We start from the raw sequence: 16,674 nt of genomic DNA, 5'->3' as shown, positions 1-16,674 counted from the left end.
AATGCGGACCGACATCGACAGTTTGATCGAGCGCAGCGGCACTATTCCCGCGTGGCTCGATCTGCCGGACCCGAAGGGGTTCCGCCCCAAGCGCAAGTTCCGGACGATCTGGATTTCCGACATCCATCTCGGCACGCGGGGATGTAACGCCGCGCTGCTGGTGGATTTCCTGCGCTCGGTCGAATGCCAGACGCTCTACCTCGTCGGCGACATCGTCGACGGCTGGCGTCTGCGCAAGGGCTGGTACTGGCCCGACGCGCACAACGAAGTGGTCCGCCGCATTCTCAAGATGGCCCACCGGGGCACGCGGGTCGTCTTCATCGCGGGCAATCACGATGAGATGCTGCGCGACTATGCGGGCCTCAGCTTCGGCGGCGTCGAACTGGCGCTGGAGGCGGTCCACGAAACCCTCGATGGCCGCCGCCTCCTCGTCACGCACGGGGACGCGTTCGATGGCGTGGTGCTCTACCACAAGTGGCTCGCCTTCCTCGGCGACAAGGCTTACGCAATGCTGCTGCGCGCCAACATCGTCTTCAACGCCGCGCGCCGGCGGCTGAAAATGCCGTACTGGTCGCTTTCGGCCTACATGAAGAAGCGCGTCAAGAACGCCGTCCAGTACGTTTGCAGCTACGAGGAAGCCGTCGCCAGCGAAGCGATCAACCGCGGGTTTGACGGCGTCGTATGTGGGCACATCCATTGCGCCGAAATTCGCCAGCTCGGCGGCATCACCTATTATAACGACGGTGACTGGGTCGAGAGCTGCACCGCGCTGACGGAAAGTCTGACCGGCGAGATCACCATCATCGACTGGGCAGCCGAGACCGGCGGCCATGGCCACGCCTCTGCGCAGCCCGCCGCTCCTTACGCGGAGCATGCTGTCGCGCCCGAAAAAGTCAGCGCATGAAGCTCGCTCTCGCGACGGACGCCTGGCTGCCGCAAGTCAACGGCGTGGTCCGCTCGCTCTCGGCGACGCTCGACGAATTGCAACGGCGCGGGCATGATGTCGAAACTCTCACGCCCGAGCACTTCCTGACCGTGCCGATGCCCGGCTATGCCTCGATCCGGCTGGCGATGGCGCCGCGCTTAGGTGTGCGGCGCATGCTGGACAGGACGCACCCCGACATCGTCCATATTGCCACGGAAGGCCCGATCGGTTGGGCCGCGCGCGGCTGGTGCCTCTCACGCGGCGTGCCCTTCACATCGGCGTTCCACACGCGCTTTCCCGACTACGCGGCCTTGCGTACCGGCATCAGCGCCGAGCGCTTCTGGCCGATCATGCGCCGCTTCCATGCGCCTAGCCGCGCCGTTCTCGTCTCGACGCAAAGCTTTGCAGATGAACTCGCCTCGCGCGGCATTGTCCATACCCGCCGCTGGAGCCGCGGCATCGACCAGAGCCTGTTCACCCCAGAAGGGCCGCGCCACGCAGCTATGACCCGCCTGCCCGGCCCGGTCCTTCTCAATGTCGGCCGCGTCGCTCCCGAAAAGAATCTTGAAGCCTTCCTCGATGCCCCGGTGCCGGGCAGCAAGGTGATCGTCGGCGATGGCCCCGGTCTCGAAAGCCTGCGCCGCCGTTATCCGCAGGTGCTGTTCCTTGGCGCGCTCTCGGGCGAGGAACTGGCAAGCGCCTACCGCGCCGCCGATTGCTTCGTCTTCCCAAGCCTGACCGACACTTTCGGCCTCGTGGTGATCGAGGCGCTGGCCTGCGGCGTTCCAGTGGCCGCTTTGCCGGTCACGGGACCGATCGACATTCTCGGGCCGGACGCACGCGGGGTCGAGGACAGCCTGGCGCGGCCCGCCGGCGCCGTCGATCAATCGCTCGCACGCGCCATCCCCCGCGCGCTTGCCGCCAGACGCGGTGACGCCGCGCGGCTGGGCGCGCTCTACTCGTGGGAACGTGCCACCGACCAGTTTCTCGCCACCATCGCCTCGGCGCTGGATGCCGCCGAAAGAGGCGTTAAAGCCGCAGCCTGAGGCGGCACAGGCCGCCAGGCCATTCCCCCCTCGCGCGCCCGTGCTATTCCCCGGAGAAGAACAAGATTCGGGAGAGGGAACGCGATGGAACGAACGCGCTCGCTGCGGCCGGTCGGGCTGACTGCACTTGCCGCAATCGCGCTGGCAGCCGCCCTCGTGCTTTTCGGTGTCCCCTCGCGCGCGGCGGTGGAGAACACGCCGGGCATTGCCCCTCTTGAGGAGAAATACCCTGAGGGCGCGCGCATCTACCGCGAAAACTGTGCCGCTTGCCATGACAGCGGAGCGGGACGCGCACCGATCCGCACCGTCATCGGCTATATGACGCCCGATGCCATTCTCGCCGCGCTCACGTCAGGAGCCATGAAGGCGCAGGGTTCGGTACTGAGCGAGGACGACAAGGTACAGGTTGCACAGCACCTTTCCGGGCAGGACATCGGCGCCGAAACGGCCGAGACGGCCCCGCCGCCGCCGTGCGAGCCCGAACACGCCGCCTTCGACCGCGCGCAAGTGCCCGCTTTCGCCGGCGGCGGGCTGGACCTCGCCTCCACGCATTCGGTATCGTCGGCGCGGGCCGGGATCGGCAGGGCGAGCCTGGGCAAGCTCAAACTCAAGTGGGCCTTCGGCTTTCCGCAGGCGAACCGCGCCAGATCGCAGCCGGCGCTGGGCGGAGGCGCGATCTTCGTCGGCAGCCACGGAGGCAAAGTCTATGCGCTGGACCGGCAGACCGGCTGCGCGCGCTGGAGCTTTGACGCGGCGGCGGAAGTGCGCACGGCGATCGTCCTCTCACCATGGAAGGCCGGCGATCGTTCCGCGGTGCCGCTGGCATTCTTCGGCGACTGGATCGGCAACGCCTATGCCGTGGAAGCCTTCACCGGCAAGCTCCTCTGGAAGGTCCGCGCCGACGACCACCCCGCCGCCGTCTTCACCGCGCCCCCGGCGCTCCACGAAGGCACGCTCTACGTGCCCGTGTCCTCGCTGGAGGAGGCTTCGGCCGCGGCCCCGGGATACCCGTGCTGCTCGTTCCGTGGTTCGATCCTCGCGCTCGATGCCCGTACCGGCGAGGAGAAATGGCGCACCTGGCTGGTCGATGAGGCGCGGCCGCAGGACGGCGGCAGGCATCTCGGCCCGTCGGGTGTGCCCGTCTGGGCGGGCCTCGCGATCGACACGAAGCGAGGTCACCTCATCGCCGCGACGGGCGACAACTACACCCGGCCGACCACCGAACTCTCCGATGCGATCGTCGCGCTCGATCTGAAGACCGGCGCGATCGACTGGCACTTCCAGGCGCTCGAAGGCGATGCCTGGAATGTCGATTGCGTCTCGCCCGATCCCGACAATTGCCCCGAGGATGCCGGCCCGGATTTCGACTTTGGCGCGATGCCGATCCTGGCTACGGGCAAGGACGGGCGCGACTATGTCCTCGCCGGTCAGAAATCGGGGATTGTCTGGGCGCTCGAGGCGGAGACGGGCAAGCTGGCATGGAAACGCCAGGTCGGACGCGGAGGTATGGCGGGCGGTGTTCATTTCGGCCTCGCCGCCGACAGCGGCCGGACGTATGTGGCGATCAGCGACATGCCGGACGGTGTCGACCGGCCCTTCCCGGCTGCCCCCGGCATCCACGCCCTCAATACCGCGACCGGCGAACCGCTGTGGAGCGCGCCTTCGCCTGCCGGGGTCTGCGAGGGGCGAGCGCTGTGCTTGCCCGGCAACAGCGGCGCGATCACGGTGACGCCGGAGCTCGTCCTTGCCGGGGCCGACGACGGCTTTCTGCGGATCCACGACGCGGCGACCGGCAAGGTCCTGTGGCAGTTCGATACCACGCAAGACTTCGACACGGTCAACGGCGTGCCCGCCCACGGTGGAGCGATCAGCGGCGGGGCGGCGCCGATCGTCGAGGGCAGCCAGCTGATCGTCTCGTCCGGCTATGGCTTCGTATCGAAGATGCCGGGCAACCTTCTCCTGGTTTTCGCCGCCGAGTGACCGCCAGGGATCAGCGGAAGCCCAGACTGCGCGAGATCGCGGCAGCCTCGTCGCGGACCCGCCGCGCGAGTTCGTCCAGCCGGCCCTGTGCGCGGGCACTGGGTGCGGCGAGGACGAGCGCGCCGACCACGCCGCCCGCCGAATCCCGGATGATGCTGGCGGTTCCGGTAACCCCTTCCGCCGCCTGATCGACGGTCTGGGCGACGCCAAGCGCGCGCACCTCGTCGATGATGTCCGCCAGAACGGCGGGGTCGACTACGGTAGTGCCAGTCAGCCGTTCCGGGGTGACGCGCCTGAGATAGGAAGCGACCGCCTCGCGCGAACATGTCGCCAGCAGCGCACGGCCGCCGGCGGTGGCATAGAACGGCCGGCGATCGCCTACCGATACCGAGTAGCGCACGACGTTGCGGCTTTCGACGAGGTCCACGTAAGTGACCATGTCCCCTTCGTGATCGCCGACCGCCAGCAGCACGGTCTCGCCGCTGCGATCGCACAGGCGGCGCATGCCCTCGCGGATGAGATCGGAGCTCTGCAGGCGGCGGCGCGCCTCGGTCAGGGCACTGCCAAGGCCGAACGCGCCGGGGCCGAGGCGCCACGCACCCTCGGCGACAACCACGAAATCCTCGTCGGCAAGCCCGCGCAGGAGCGCGGCCAAGCTGCTCTTGGGTGTTTCCAGACGGCGGCTGAGATCGGCGAGCGAAACCGGCTCGCCGCTGGCGCAAAGCACCTCGAGCAGGCGGATCACGCGCGTTACCGATTGCGGCGAACCGCCCCGGCGTTCTTCTCCTGCCCTGTCGTTGCCCTCGTCTGTCAAGATATCCTCATCGAGATGCCGGGATCACGTCCCTTGCGAAAGTGCCGGCATATTCGAGGAAACGCTCCGCCGGAAGCCCGGGCGGCACCATGATCGTGAACTACCCGTCAGCGCTGGGGCTAATGCAGCGCGCGCGGCTCGCGCCGCAGCGTGGTCAGTTCACGTCCATCGCATAGCCCGCCGCGCGGACGGTGCGGATCGGGTCGGTGTCGCCGTCGCGGTTGATCGCCTTGCGCAGGCGCCGGATGTGGACGTCCACCGTGCGTTCGTCGATGTCCGAATCCATGCCCCAGACCCCGTCGAGGATCTGCTGGCGCGAGACGACGCGGTTGGGGCGTTCCATGAAATAGCGCAGCAGGCGGAATTCGGTGGGGCCCAGATGCAGCGGATCACCGCCACGGCGCACCCGGTGCGAGGTCGCGTCGAGTTCGATGTCGCCCCACTGCAGTACGCTGCCGACGAGCGAAGGCCGCGCGCGGCGCAGCAACGCCTCGATGCGCGCCAGCAGTTCGCGCGGGGAGAACGGCTTGGTGACGTAATCGTCGGCGCCTGTCTTGAGACCGCGGATCATATCCTCCTCCTCACCGCGCGCGGTGAGCATGAGAATGGGGATCTGCGCGGTTTCCTTGTCCTTGCGCAGCTGGCGGCAGACCTCGATACCGGGCACGTTCTCGATCATCCAGTCGAGCACGATGGCATCGGGCGCCTGCTCCTGGACCAGCAGCAGCGCTTCCTCGCCATCGCCGGTGCTGCGTACCTCATAGCCCTCGGCGCTGAGGTTCCACGTGAGCAGGTCGCACAAGGCGCGGTCGTCTTCGACGACGAGGACGGAAGGGTTCATTCGAGGCCGCCCGTGTCGTTGGTCCGGGTGTCACGCTCGGTGCAATATTCGCCCGTCGCGGCGTAGTAGACCATTTCGGCGACGTTGGTGGCATGGTCGCCGATGCGCTCCAGATTGCGGGCGATGAAGAGCAGCTGCGTCGCCACGGTGATGGTCGACGGGCTTTCCATCATGTGCGTGAGCAGCGAGCGGAACAGCGTGTTGTAGAAGTGATCGAGCTTCTGATCGCGCCGGATCACCTCGACCGCCAGCGCGGCGTCGCGCGAACCGTAGGCATTGAGCACGTCGCGGACCATGCCTTCGGCGATCTCCGCCATGGCCGGGACGAGCGCGATCGGTTCTACCTTGCTGCGCCCGTCCAGCGCGTTGACGCGCTTGGCGATGTTCTTGGCATAATCGCCGATACGCTCGATCACGCCCGAGACCTTGAGCGCGGCGATAACGTCGCGAAGGTCGTCGGCCATGGGCGCGCGCAAGGCGATGGTGCGCACCGCGAGCCGATCCACTTCGGCTTCCAGCGCATCGAGCCTGGCATCGCGGGCGACGACCTGCTTCGCCAGTTCCTCATCGTGGTTGGTGAGAGCCAGGATGGCGTCGCGGATCGCGACTTCGGCGAGGCCGCCCATCTCGGCGACGAGCCCACGAAGCTGACCGATCTCTGAATCGAAGGCCTTAACGGTATGGTCTACCATGGCTTTTCCCTTGCAAGCCGGCCGTCAGCCATAACGGCCGGTAATATAGTCCTTGGTCTTCTCGTTGCGGGGCGCGGTAAAAACCTGGCTGGTCTCACCATACTCCACAAGGTTGCCCAAGTGGAAGAACGCCGTCCGCTGCGACACGCGCGCGGCCTGCTGCATCGAATGGGTGACGATGACGATCGCGAAGTTGTCCTTGAGTTCGTCGATCAGTTCCTCGATGCGGGCCGTCGCGATCGGATCGAGCGCCGAGCAGGGTTCGTCCATCAGGATCACCTCGGGGCTGACGGCGATCGCGCGGGCAATGCACAGGCGCTGCTGCTGGCCGCCCGAAAGCGCGGTTCCCGCGTCATGGAGGCGATCCTTCACTTCCTCCCACAGCCCCGCCTTGACCAGCGACTTCTCGACGACCTCATCCAGGTCAGTCTTGTTCTGGACGAGGCCATGGATGCGCGGACCGTAGGCAATGTTCTCGAAGATCGACTTCGGGAACGGATTGGGTTTCTGGAACACCATGCCCACCCGCGCGCGCAAGGCGACCGGGTCCATCGACGCTGCGTAGACGTCCTCGCCGTCGAGCCTAATCTCACCGGTCACGCGGGCATCGGCGATAGTGTCGTTCATGCGGTTGAGCGAGCGCAGGAAGGTGGACTTGCCGCAGCCCGAAGGGCCGATGAAGGCGGTCACCATGCCATCGTCGATATCGATGGAGACGTTGTCGATAGCCTGCTTCTGGCCATAGAAAACGTCGACGTTGCGGGCTGTGATCTTGGTTTCTGTCATGTCCCTACCAGCGGACCTCGAACTTGTTTCGAAGGTAGATCGCAAGGCCGTTCATCGCCAGCAGGAAGACCAGCAGCACGATGATGGCGGCGGATGTGTTCTGGACGAAAGCCTTGTCGATCTCGTCGGACCACAGGAATATCTGCATCGGCAGCACGCTGGAGGGATCGGTAATCCCGCCCGGCGGGGTGACGACAAAGGCGCGCATGCCGATCATCAGCAGCGGCGCGGTCTCGCCAAGCGCGCGCGCCATGCCGATGATCGTACCGGTGAGGATGCCGGGCAGCGCCAGCGGGACGACGTGGTGAAACACCGTCTGCACCTTGCTCGCGCCCACCGCCAGGGCCGCGTCGCGGATCGAGGGCGGCACGGCCTTGATCGCGTTGCGGCCGGAAATGACGATGACCGGCATCGTCATCAGCGCCAGCGTCAAGCCGCCCACCAGCGGCGACGAGCGCGGCATCCCGAGCGTGTTGATGAAGACCGCAAGCCCGAGCAGGCCGAAAATGATCGATGGCACGGCGGCAAGGTTGTTGATCGAAACCTCGATCCACTCGATCCAGCGCGCCCTGGGCGCGAATTCCTCAAGATAGACGGCGGACAGCACACCCATCGGAAACGACAGCACCAGCGTGACGAGCATCGTCAGCAGCGATCCCTTGGCGGCGCCCCACACGCCGGCAAGATCGGCATTGGTCGAGTCCGACCCCGTCAGGAACTGCCAGTCCAGCCCGCCGAGCCCGTTCTCGAGCATGATCACCAGCAGCAGCGCCAGGAAGGCGAGCGAAAGGACGATCGCCGAAAGCCCGAGCAGCCTGAACCGGCGCTCGGCGGCGTGGCGCTTGGCGAGGCGCCTGACGGCCTCGGGCGTTTGCCAGACAGCGTTACTCATAAGCCTCCCGGAACCGCTTCACTACCCTGAGGGCGATGATGTTGAGGATCAGCGTGACGATGAACAGCACGAGGCCCAGCGCGAAGGCCGACAGCGTCTTGGGGCTGTTGAATTCCTGGTCGCCGGTCAGCAGCTGCACGATCTGGTAGGTGACGGTCGTCATCGAATCGAAGGGATTGAGAGACAGGCGCGCGGCGGCGCCGGCGGCCATGACGACGATCATGGTTTCGCCGATGGCGCGGCTGATCGCCAGCATCACGCCGGCGACGATGCCGGGCAGCGCGGCGGGCAGCAGCACCCGCTTGATCGTCTCCGACCGTGTCGCGCCCAGCGCCAGCGAACCGTCGCTCATCGCGCGCGGCACGGCGGCCAGCGAATCGTCGGCCATCGAGGAAACGAAAGGAATGATCATCACGCCCATGACCATGCCCGCGGCCAGCGCGCTTTCGGTCGAGGGGTTGGCCATGCCGATGGAAGCCGCGAAATCGCGCATCATCGGCGCCACCGAAAGCGCGGCGAAATAGCCGTAGACCACGGTGGGAATGCCCGCGAGGATCTCCAGCATGGGCTTGAGCAGCTTGCGCACCTTCGACGAGGCGTACTGGGTCAGGTAGATCGCGCTCATCAGCCCGAGCGGGATCGCCACCAGCATGGCGATGATCGCGCCGATGTATATCGTTCCCCAGAACAGCGGCACAGCGCCGAAATTGTCGCTGATGTTTTCGCCGCCGGCATTGCCCGGCGCCCAGTGCGTTCCGGTGAGGAAGGCGATCGGCGACACGTCCTTGAAGAACAGCCCGGCCTCGAACAGCAGCGAGGCGACGATACCGAAGGTGGTCAGGATCGCCATCAGCGAGGCGAGCAGCAGCACGCCGAGCACGGCCCGCTCGACCTGGGTTCGCGCGGGAAAACCCGCGCGGACACGGGTAAGGCCGTAGCCGCCACCCGCCAACGCCACGATCAGCACGATCAGCCCGCCGATCAGGCCGAAGCGCTGCTGCGCCGCGCGCATCGGCTCGGCCAGCGTGGCCGAGAGCGGATTGAACACGGCTGCATTCGGGTTGGACGCAACCGTCCTTGCCTCGGACAGGATCGCGGCGCGGCTCATCGCATCGGGAGGAAACTGCGCCGCGGCGGGGCTAGCCAGAACCGCACCGTCGACCAGCCCCGGCATCATGAACGACCAGGCCATCCATGCCAGCAGCGCCGGCACGATGATCCACAGCGCCATGTGCCAGCCGTGATAGCTGGGCATCGAATGCATCGATCCCCGGCCCGTATAGAGCAGCCGCGCCCGGCCCCGCGCGGCGAACCACCCCACGAGGCCAAGACCGACAACGGCCAGAAGTACTCCGGTTAGTATCATTGTTGGCCGTCTGCGTCCTTACTTCAGCACGGAGGGATCGAGCGGAGTCATGTTGGCGACGACTTCCGCGTTCCTGGCCCTCACGTCATCGGGCGAGATCACCATTCCCTTGGCCTTCAGATAGCCATCGGGACCCCAGGACTTCGCCCATTCCTCGACATAGCCCTTGAGGCCGGGGATCGGGCCGAGGTGCTGCTTCTTGACGTAGATGTAGAGCGGACGGGCACCGGGGTAGCTGAAATTCGAGATCGTCTCGTAGGTTGGCTCGACATCGGACATCGGAATGCCCTTCAGCGAATTGGCGTTCTCTTCGAGGAACGAGAAGCCGAACACGCCCACGGCCTTCGGATTCTGCGAAATCTTCTGGACGATCAGGTTGTCGTTCTCGCCGGAATCGACGTAAGGGCCGTCCTCACGGACGTCGTGGCAAGTCGCTTCGTACTTGTCGCCGTCGGTTTCCTTGAGCGCCTTGGTCGCCGCGTCGGTCTTGCAGCCGGCCTCGAGAATCAGTTCCTTGAGCGCGTCGCGCGTGCCCGACGTCGACGGCGGGCCGTAGACGAGGATCGGCATGTCGGGCAGCGCCGGGTTCACGTCCTTCCAGGTCCTGGCGGTATTGGGCTTGCCGAATGGATTGGCAGCGATCGCCTTGTAGACATCGACCGGGGTGAGCTTCATGCCCGGACCTTCCTTCGCCTCGGCAAAGGCGATCCCGTCGATGCCGACCTGGACCTCGACGATTTCGGTCACGCCGTTCTGCTGGCACTGCTCGTACTCGGACTTCTTCATCCGTCGAGAGGCGTTCTCGACATCGGGGTGCTGCGCGCCGACGCCGGCGCAGAACAGCTTCATGCCGGCGCCGGTGCCGGTCGATTCGATGACCGGCGACTTCACACCGCTGGACTTGGCATAGGCCTCGGCAACAGCGGTAGCGAAGGGATAGACGGTCGAAGAACCGACGGCCTTGACCTGATCGCGCGCGCCGGCGCCCGAACCGCCCGAGCCTCCGCAGGCGGTGAGAGCGAGGACGGAAACGGCAGCGACAATGAAGGACTTGGTCGAATGCATGGCAATACCCCCTTGGGCTTCAGTACTGGAACGCCCCTATTGGGATAGGATGACACTTCTATGACGATGGCGTGACATTGCCGCCTGGCCCGCGAAATTGTTGAGAAAACCTTGGATTTCGACTGTTTTGCCGACACTCACGCCCGAAATGAAGACCCCTGCCCGGCCAGGCGCCGGACAGGGGTCGTTTAGATGTGGGCCGATAGAGTTGCAAGAGCCCGGGCGGGATTCGCGCACGTCCCGCCCGGTGGCGCGCCTTCAGAAGTCGAACTGCGCGCGCATACCCATGGCATCGACGCCGTAGCTGTCGTCGCCCCCGGCCGTGACTGCCGCGTCGCGCAGCCAGAGGTGGCCGTAGTTGGCAACGAATCGCACGTTGTCGACCGGCGCCCAGACCATCGCGACACCCGCCATCTGCTGGCGGCCACCGACGATGCCGGCGTCGTTGAGATCGAGATGATCGTAGCGGAGGTTGACCTGAATCGCGCCGATTCCGCCGTCGTCGAGTCCCTTCGAGGGCTTGAGACGATCGTAGACGCCGTTCTTGTAGCCCGTGTCATCGCCAGTCAGCACGTAGCCGACCTCCGCGTAGCCGCCCCTGAACGTCGGGTCCGCAAGGCCCGGGCGGCGTGCCGTCATCGAGTGGCCTTCGAGCGTCGCGTGGAACGGTCCCGCGATATAGGCCGCCTCGAGACCGAAGCTGCGTTCGCCGGTGGCGCCAATCGTGCCGGTGTCGACGAGACGGGCATCCGTCGTGTGCAGGAACGGACGGGCGCGATAGCGGGTCGACGTCACCGAGCCGCCAAGGTCGCGCAAGTGCGCGGACGCACCGAGATGCAGGATGCCGCCGCCCAGCTTCGGCATGAACACGACGCGCCCGTCGACGCTCCAGCTCTTGTTCGTATCGGTGTTGAGGCTCGATGCGTCATCGGCGAAGACGCCGCCCTGCACGAGGAGGCTCTTGCCCGAATACTGGACGCTGGCACCGACGCGGCGCTCGAAACCGAAGGCCTGGCTGAAGGCCGCGCGTTCCATCGTCGAGGTGAAGAGGTCCGACGTCATTTCCTCGAGGCCCCAGAACGGCTTCTGGTGGCCGACCGCCAGGGTCACGTTCCTGTTGGCCTTGTAGGTGAGATAGAGGTCGGTCAGCGACACGTCCGAACCGGCGATATCCGCCTCTACCCGATAGCCGAAGCCGCCCGGGATCGTGCCGTCAAAGCCGATATAGGCGCGGCGCAGTTCGACGCCCGTGCCGAGCCGGTCATTGACACCGCCCGAAAGGTCATTCGGCGCGTCGATGCCGGCGACGTCCACCTGCAGGCGGCCGCGCGGCTTGAAGCTCCAGCCCTCGTCATTGCTGAACTGCGGCGCGCCCTTCCACGCCACTTTCGCCGGCTGGGCCTTGCCGGCCGCTTCCTGCGCGGCAACGGCGGTCGTCGTCGCGTTCCGCGCGACCTGCGCCGCGGCATCAGCCTTGGCATTGGCACTGGCCAGTTCGGTCTCGAGCGTCTCGATCCGCTGCGCCATCGTCTCCATTTTGGCGCGCATGTCGCGCAGTTCCTGCAGCACCGCCGCCGAATCGCTCACCTGAGCCTGGGCGGGAAGCGCCCAGCCGGTGGCCACCGCTACGGCAACGACCGAAGCTGCCCGAAATTTTTTCACTGACCCATCCTTCCATGAACCTTTGATTGCACAATGCGGACGGCTCTATGACCGGAATATTTCTGTTTCGTGACAGCGTGCTTCGCACATCCGCCTAGATGTCGGAAATCCGCCAACTCCCGTGGCTCCGACACGTCCGCGCCAGTTCACAATTGTTTCTAATTCATGTCGAACTGTTTCCAAATGAAATTGATATTAATGAGAACATAGGAACGTATGATGTCACCCTCGTGGAGACGTTTTGGGCCATATGGTTCTCAGCCGTCACGTTCGTCACCAAAACGTCATTTAACAGTCATAAGCGCTGCAAGCCCCCGGGCGAATTCGTACCGGTAATACTTGCGGAGTAAGAAACCATGCGCCCTCTCCTGGCCTCGACAAGTTTGGCCGTCGCCCTCGTAGTCTGGACAACACCAGTGGCCGCGCAGTCCGTGAGTGAAGCGGAAGCCGAACAGATGCGGGCGGAAATCAGGGCGCTGCGGGCCAGGCTTGAAGCGATCGAAAGTCGATTGCAGGCGGACCCGGCGCCGGCCGTGTCCCCGTCCGACGACCGCGACATCGGGAAAGCTGCTGGCGCGATTGCGAAGGCTGGCCCGGCCACACCTCCGACGAAGCCGGACGGCGTGGACATAACATGGAAAGGCAGCCCCCGCTTCGCGCAGGGCGACAAGCAGTTCAAGGTGAAGGGCCGCATTCAGGCCGACGCCAACCATGTCTCCTCGCCAGACGGCATCGAAGATCCGGGGCTGGGATTCTCGAACGAGATGCGGCGCATCCGCCTTGGCGGGGAAGGCAGCGTGGGCTCGGGCTTCTCCTACAAGCTGGAACTGGAGCTCTCGGACAACAGTGTCGATCTCGTCGACACATTCGTCAGCTATAACGCCGGATCATGGCAGGTGCGGCTGGGCAATCACAACGCCTTCCAGTCGCTCGACGAACTTACCGGCGATACCACCGGCAGCGTCATGGAGCGCGCAGCGTTTACCGACGCGTTCAACTTCGAACGGCGGCTCGGCATTTCCGCGGGCTATGCGAGCGGCCCATGGCTCGCCCAGTTCGGCGTCTTTACCGACGATGTCGGTGCGCTCGCCAACGACAGCGACGGTCCTTCGGGGGGCGACGAGAACAACAGCTACAGCTTCGACGGCAGACTGGTTTACGCACCCCGTATCGGCAGGACGCAGCTCCACTTCGGTGGTTCGGCGCACTGGCGGCGGCTGGGCCGGCTTGTCGATGCCGGCACGCGCTACCGCCAACGCCCCTTCGTCCATTCCACGAACACGCGCCTGATCGGCACGCCTTCGCTGAACGTCGAGACGGAAATGCATTACGGCCTCGAACTCGCGGCTATTTCGGGCCGGTGGCACGGGGCCGCAGAGGTACACGCCCTTCGCGCCGAGCGGGTCGGATTGCCGTCGGTCACATTTCGAGGCGGCTACGCGGAAGTGGGTTACTTCCTCACGCCGGGAGACAGCCGCGGGTACAAGGAAGGCATCTTCACATCCGCTGCACCGGCTCGTCCCATCGGCAAGGGCGGCGCGGGATCGATCCAGGTCAATCTGCGCTATGACTATCTCGATCTGGACAGCCGGGACATCCGCGGCGGAAAACAGAACGGTTATATAGTCGGACTGGTCTGGTCACCGATCCAGTACCTGCGCTTCAACCTCAACTACGCTCTGCTTTCCTATGATGGAGCGATCGCGCTGCCCTCCGGTTCCACCGGGTACGACGTGCGGGTCGTCGGCACCCGTTTCGAACTGGACTTCTGAATGTGATGCAAAGCCTCACTCGGCCGCCGCCTCACTCTGCCGCCGCGCGTTCACGAAGCGGCAGCATTATCGAGGCGGTGGTCCCCTCGCCGGGGCGGCTGTCTATATCGAAGCGCCCGCGATGCCGTTCGACGATGTGCTTGACGATCGACAGGCCGAGACCGGTGCCGCCGGCAGCGCGGCTGCGGCTGGTGTCGGCGCGATAGAAGCGCTCCGTCACGCGCGGAAGATGCTCGGGCGGAATGCCCTCGCCTTCGTCGCTGACCTCCGTGAGCACCCAGCCGGTTTCCGCCGCCTCGATCGAAACCCGGACCGGCCCGCCCGGCTTGCCGTACTTGACAGCATTGTCGACGAGATTGCGCAGGACCTGCCCGATCTGCCCGCGATCCCCGGCGATCTCAGCGCTTGCGCAGTTGGCTTTCACCGTGACCTCACCGCCGGTGCGGAATTCACCCGCGATCTCCTGCGCCAGGGGCACCATGTCGACCTGTCCGGCGGGCGCCTCGTGCTTGAGGGCCTCGATCCGCGACAGCGACATGAGATCGGAGATCAGCGCCTGCATGCGCTGCGCCTCGTGCCGGATCGTCCCCAGGAAACGCATCCGCACCCCCTCGTCGCCGCCGGCCTTGGGATTCATCAGCGTCTCGACGTAGCCGAGCACGTTGGCGAGCGGCGTGCGCAGTTCGTGACTGGCATTCGCGACGAAATCGGCATGGGACTTTGCCACGCTGACCCGCTCCGACAGATCGTAGAGGCTCACGAGGCGTTCGTGGGGGCCGACCACCTGACAGTCGACTTCCCAGACGCTGCCCCCCGTCGACAGTCCGGTCACCCGCGCCGTCCCGCCCTTGTCGCTCAGGATGGCGGCGACCGCCTTCGGATCGCGGATGGCGATGCGCACGTCCTGCGCGACGATGTGCGCGCCCAGCAGCACCTTCGCAGCCGAATTGGCAAACCGGACCTGACCGCGCGCCACGACGAGCGCCGGCGTCTGAATATGCTCGAGGAGATTGACACCCTCAACGGCCATGTATGCGGTCTCCTTGTTCCGGCCTCGACGATGAACGTGGCCCGTCGGACATTGTACGAAAATCCGAAGACAAAGATATTGCAGGCTTGCCGAACCGCAAAGATTTGCCCTATTTCGCGGGCCATTCCGTCAACAGTCCGGCTTTCAGGTTTCAGGAAGTCCTATGTCAGCACGCTAGCGCCAACGCTTCACACTTGATATGCCGCATGTGCGAGAGGCCGGGCCTTTCGCTGTACCTCGCGTCCCGCCGGGCGCGTCCTGCCGATGATGGAATCGCCCGCACCATGAAATTCACTTCCGATCGCCTGTTGCTGTTTGGCGCCACGGGCGATCTTGCCAGGCGTATGCTGCTGCCTTCGCTCTGTGCGCTGGATGCCGAGCAGTTGCTCGACCCGTGCATCGAGATCATCGGCACGGCCCGCTCGGACATGGACGATCAGGGTTTCCGAGACTTCGCGCGCCAGTCGCTCGAACAGTTCCTGCCGGCCGATCGGCGCGGCGGGATGGCGACGTTCCTCAACCGGCTGAGCTATCAACCGCTCGACGCGAACAAGATCGAGGGTTTCAAGGCCCTGGCGGAGAAGGTCGGCGAGCCCAGACAAGGACTGTCGATCTTTCTTTCGACCGCACCGAGCCTGTTCGAGCCGACCATCCACGGGCTTGAGCAGAGCGGGCTTGCCGGCAGCAAGGTGCGCATCGGCCTGGAAAAGCCGCTCGGCATCGATCTTGCGTCGAGCTGCGTCATCAACGACGCGGTGGCGACGGCCTTTCCGGAAGAGCGCATCTACCGGATCGACCATTATCTCGGCAAGGAAACGGTCCAGAACCTGCTGGCGCTGCGCTTTGCCAACCTGATGTTCGAGCCGCTGTGGAACGCGGCGCATATCGACCATGTCCAGATCACCGTCGCCGAGACGGTCGGCCTCGAAGGCCGCGTGGCCTTCTACGACGATGCCGGCGCGCTGCGCGACATGGTGCAGAACCACATGCTGCAGCTTCTCGCGCTCGTGGCGATGGAGCCGCCGGTCTCCTACGATGCCACCAACGTGCGCGACGAGAAGGTCAAGGTGCTGCGCTCCTTGCGCAAGGTCGACGCGGGCGAGACCGTCACCGGCCAGTACCGTGCCGGCGCCATCGGCGGCCAGGCGGTGCCCGGCTATGACGAGGAACTGGGCAAGGATTCCAGCACCGAGACATTCGTGGCGATCAAGGCGCATATCGACAACTGGCGCTGGCGGGGCGTGCCTTTCTACTTGCGCACGGGCAAGCGCCTGCCCCGGCGCACAACCGAGATCGTGGTCCAGTTCCGCGACGTGCCGCACTCGATCTTTCAGGGGCGCGGCGCCAGGACGGTGCCGAACCGGCTCGTCATCGGCATCCAGCCCGAAGAGAACATCACGCTTTCGCTGATGGCCAAGGTTCCGGGGCTAGACCGCGACGGGATCGGCCTGCGCAGCGTGCCGCTGGCGATCACCATGCCCGACGCTTTCGCCGGCCCGCAGCGGCGCATCGCCTACGAACGCCTGCTGCTCGACCTGATCGAGGGCGACCAGACGCTGTTCGTGCGCCGCGACGAGGTGGAAGCCCAGTGGGAATGGATCGACGCGATCCGCGCCGGCTGGGAGGAACAGGACATCGAGCCCAGGACTTATACGTCGGGAAGCTGGGGGCCGTCCGCCGCCATCGCCCTTGCAGAGCGTGACGGAGTGACCTGGCACGAGTAGAACGGCACCTAAATCTACAGTGGGCCGCGAGGCCCGACGGGATCCAGCTCTTGGAGGAGAGGAGTACGGCCCAGGATCA

The 16,674-nt window shown here is 65.5% G+C and carries 14 protein-coding genes; 5 read left to right on the top strand and 9 right to left on the bottom strand.

From position 1 onward, the window contains the following. Window position 1 precedes the first annotated feature (1 nt). The 3 genes from IEX32_RS13155 (at window position 2) to IEX32_RS13145 (ending at window position 3,951) form a co-directional block, all read left to right on the top strand. Window positions 2-904, top strand: a complete 903-nt coding sequence (locus IEX32_RS13155) for a UDP-2,3-diacylglucosamine diphosphatase (protein ID WP_188772001.1) — start codon at window positions 2-4, stop codon at window positions 902-904. Beyond that, the gene (locus IEX32_RS13150) at window positions 901-1,971 is read left to right on the top strand and encodes a glycosyltransferase family 4 protein (protein WP_188772000.1); all 1,071 of its coding nucleotides are present in this window, start codon (window positions 901-903) and stop codon (window positions 1,969-1,971) included. Before IEX32_RS13155 ends, IEX32_RS13150 begins: the two co-directional genes overlap by 4 nt. Before the next feature lie 84 nt (window positions 1,972-2,055). After that, window positions 2,056-3,951 (top strand): outer membrane protein assembly factor BamB family protein, encoded by a 1,896-nt coding sequence (locus IEX32_RS13145; protein ID WP_188771999.1) that lies wholly within the window; start codon window positions 2,056-2,058, stop codon window positions 3,949-3,951. 10 nt (window positions 3,952-3,961) lie between these two features. Here IEX32_RS13145 and IEX32_RS13140 read toward each other — a convergent pair whose 3' ends face one another. The 8 genes from IEX32_RS13140 to IEX32_RS13105 form a co-directional block, all read right to left on the bottom strand. After that, a complete protein-coding gene (locus IEX32_RS13140) occupies window positions 3,962-4,765 on the bottom strand; it encodes an IclR family transcriptional regulator (protein ID WP_188771998.1) in 804 nt (267 codons plus the stop codon). A gap of 154 nt (window positions 4,766-4,919) precedes the next feature. Further along, window positions 4,920-5,606, bottom strand: a complete 687-nt coding sequence (gene phoB / locus IEX32_RS13135) for a phosphate regulon transcriptional regulator PhoB (RefSeq protein ID WP_188771997.1) — start codon at window positions 5,604-5,606, stop codon at window positions 4,920-4,922. Next, window positions 5,603-6,298, bottom strand: coding sequence for a phosphate signaling complex protein PhoU (phoU, locus tag IEX32_RS13130; protein WP_188771996.1), 696 nt, complete (start codon window positions 6,296-6,298; stop codon window positions 5,603-5,605). The genes phoB and phoU overlap by 4 nt, the downstream gene beginning before the upstream one ends. A gap of 24 nt (window positions 6,299-6,322) precedes the next feature. After that, a complete protein-coding gene (gene pstB / locus IEX32_RS13125; protein ID WP_188771995.1) occupies window positions 6,323-7,084 on the bottom strand; it encodes a phosphate ABC transporter ATP-binding protein PstB in 762 nt (253 codons plus the stop codon). Between the two features lie 4 nt (window positions 7,085-7,088). Further along, entirely contained in the window at window positions 7,089-7,976 is an 888-nt protein-coding gene (pstA, locus tag IEX32_RS13120; protein ID WP_188771994.1) for a phosphate ABC transporter permease PstA, read from the bottom strand. Continuing rightward, window positions 7,969-9,342, bottom strand: coding sequence for a phosphate ABC transporter permease subunit PstC (gene pstC, locus IEX32_RS13115; protein ID WP_188771993.1), 1,374 nt, complete (start codon window positions 9,340-9,342; stop codon window positions 7,969-7,971). Before pstC ends, pstA begins: the two co-directional genes overlap by 8 nt. A gap of 18 nt (window positions 9,343-9,360) precedes the next feature. Continuing rightward, window positions 9,361-10,407: a substrate-binding domain-containing protein gene (locus IEX32_RS13110; protein ID WP_188771992.1), complete on the bottom strand. Its 1,047-nt coding sequence runs from the start codon at window positions 10,405-10,407 to the stop codon at window positions 9,361-9,363. Window positions 10,408-10,665: 258 nt separating this feature from the next. Beyond that, the gene (locus IEX32_RS13105) at window positions 10,666-12,069 is read right to left on the bottom strand and encodes an OprO/OprP family phosphate-selective porin (protein WP_188771991.1); all 1,404 of its coding nucleotides are present in this window, start codon (window positions 12,067-12,069) and stop codon (window positions 10,666-10,668) included. Window positions 12,070-12,425: 356 nt separating this feature from the next. Between IEX32_RS13105 and IEX32_RS13100 the strand changes: the two genes are divergently transcribed. Continuing rightward, window positions 12,426-13,841, top strand: coding sequence for an OprO/OprP family phosphate-selective porin (locus IEX32_RS13100; RefSeq protein WP_188771990.1), 1,416 nt, complete (start codon window positions 12,426-12,428; stop codon window positions 13,839-13,841). Between the two features lie 31 nt (window positions 13,842-13,872). Here IEX32_RS13100 and IEX32_RS13095 read toward each other — a convergent pair whose 3' ends face one another. After that, complete coding sequence (locus IEX32_RS13095) at window positions 13,873-14,871, bottom strand: sensor histidine kinase (RefSeq protein WP_188771989.1); 999 nt, start codon at window positions 14,869-14,871, stop codon at window positions 13,873-13,875. A 284-nt stretch (window positions 14,872-15,155) separates the two neighbouring features. Here IEX32_RS13095 and zwf point away from each other — a divergent pair, with 284 nt between their 5' ends. Continuing rightward, entirely contained in the window at window positions 15,156-16,595 is a 1,440-nt protein-coding gene (gene zwf, locus IEX32_RS13090; RefSeq protein ID WP_188771988.1) for a glucose-6-phosphate dehydrogenase, read from the top strand. Window positions 16,596-16,674: the final 79 nt, after the last annotated feature.

The sequence above is a fragment of the Novosphingobium endophyticum genome, assembly GCF_014640675.1.
Lineage (GTDB): Bacteria > Pseudomonadota > Alphaproteobacteria > Sphingomonadales > Sphingomonadaceae > Novosphingobium > Novosphingobium endophyticum.
This window is presented reverse-complemented; position numbering and strand designations above follow the sequence as displayed.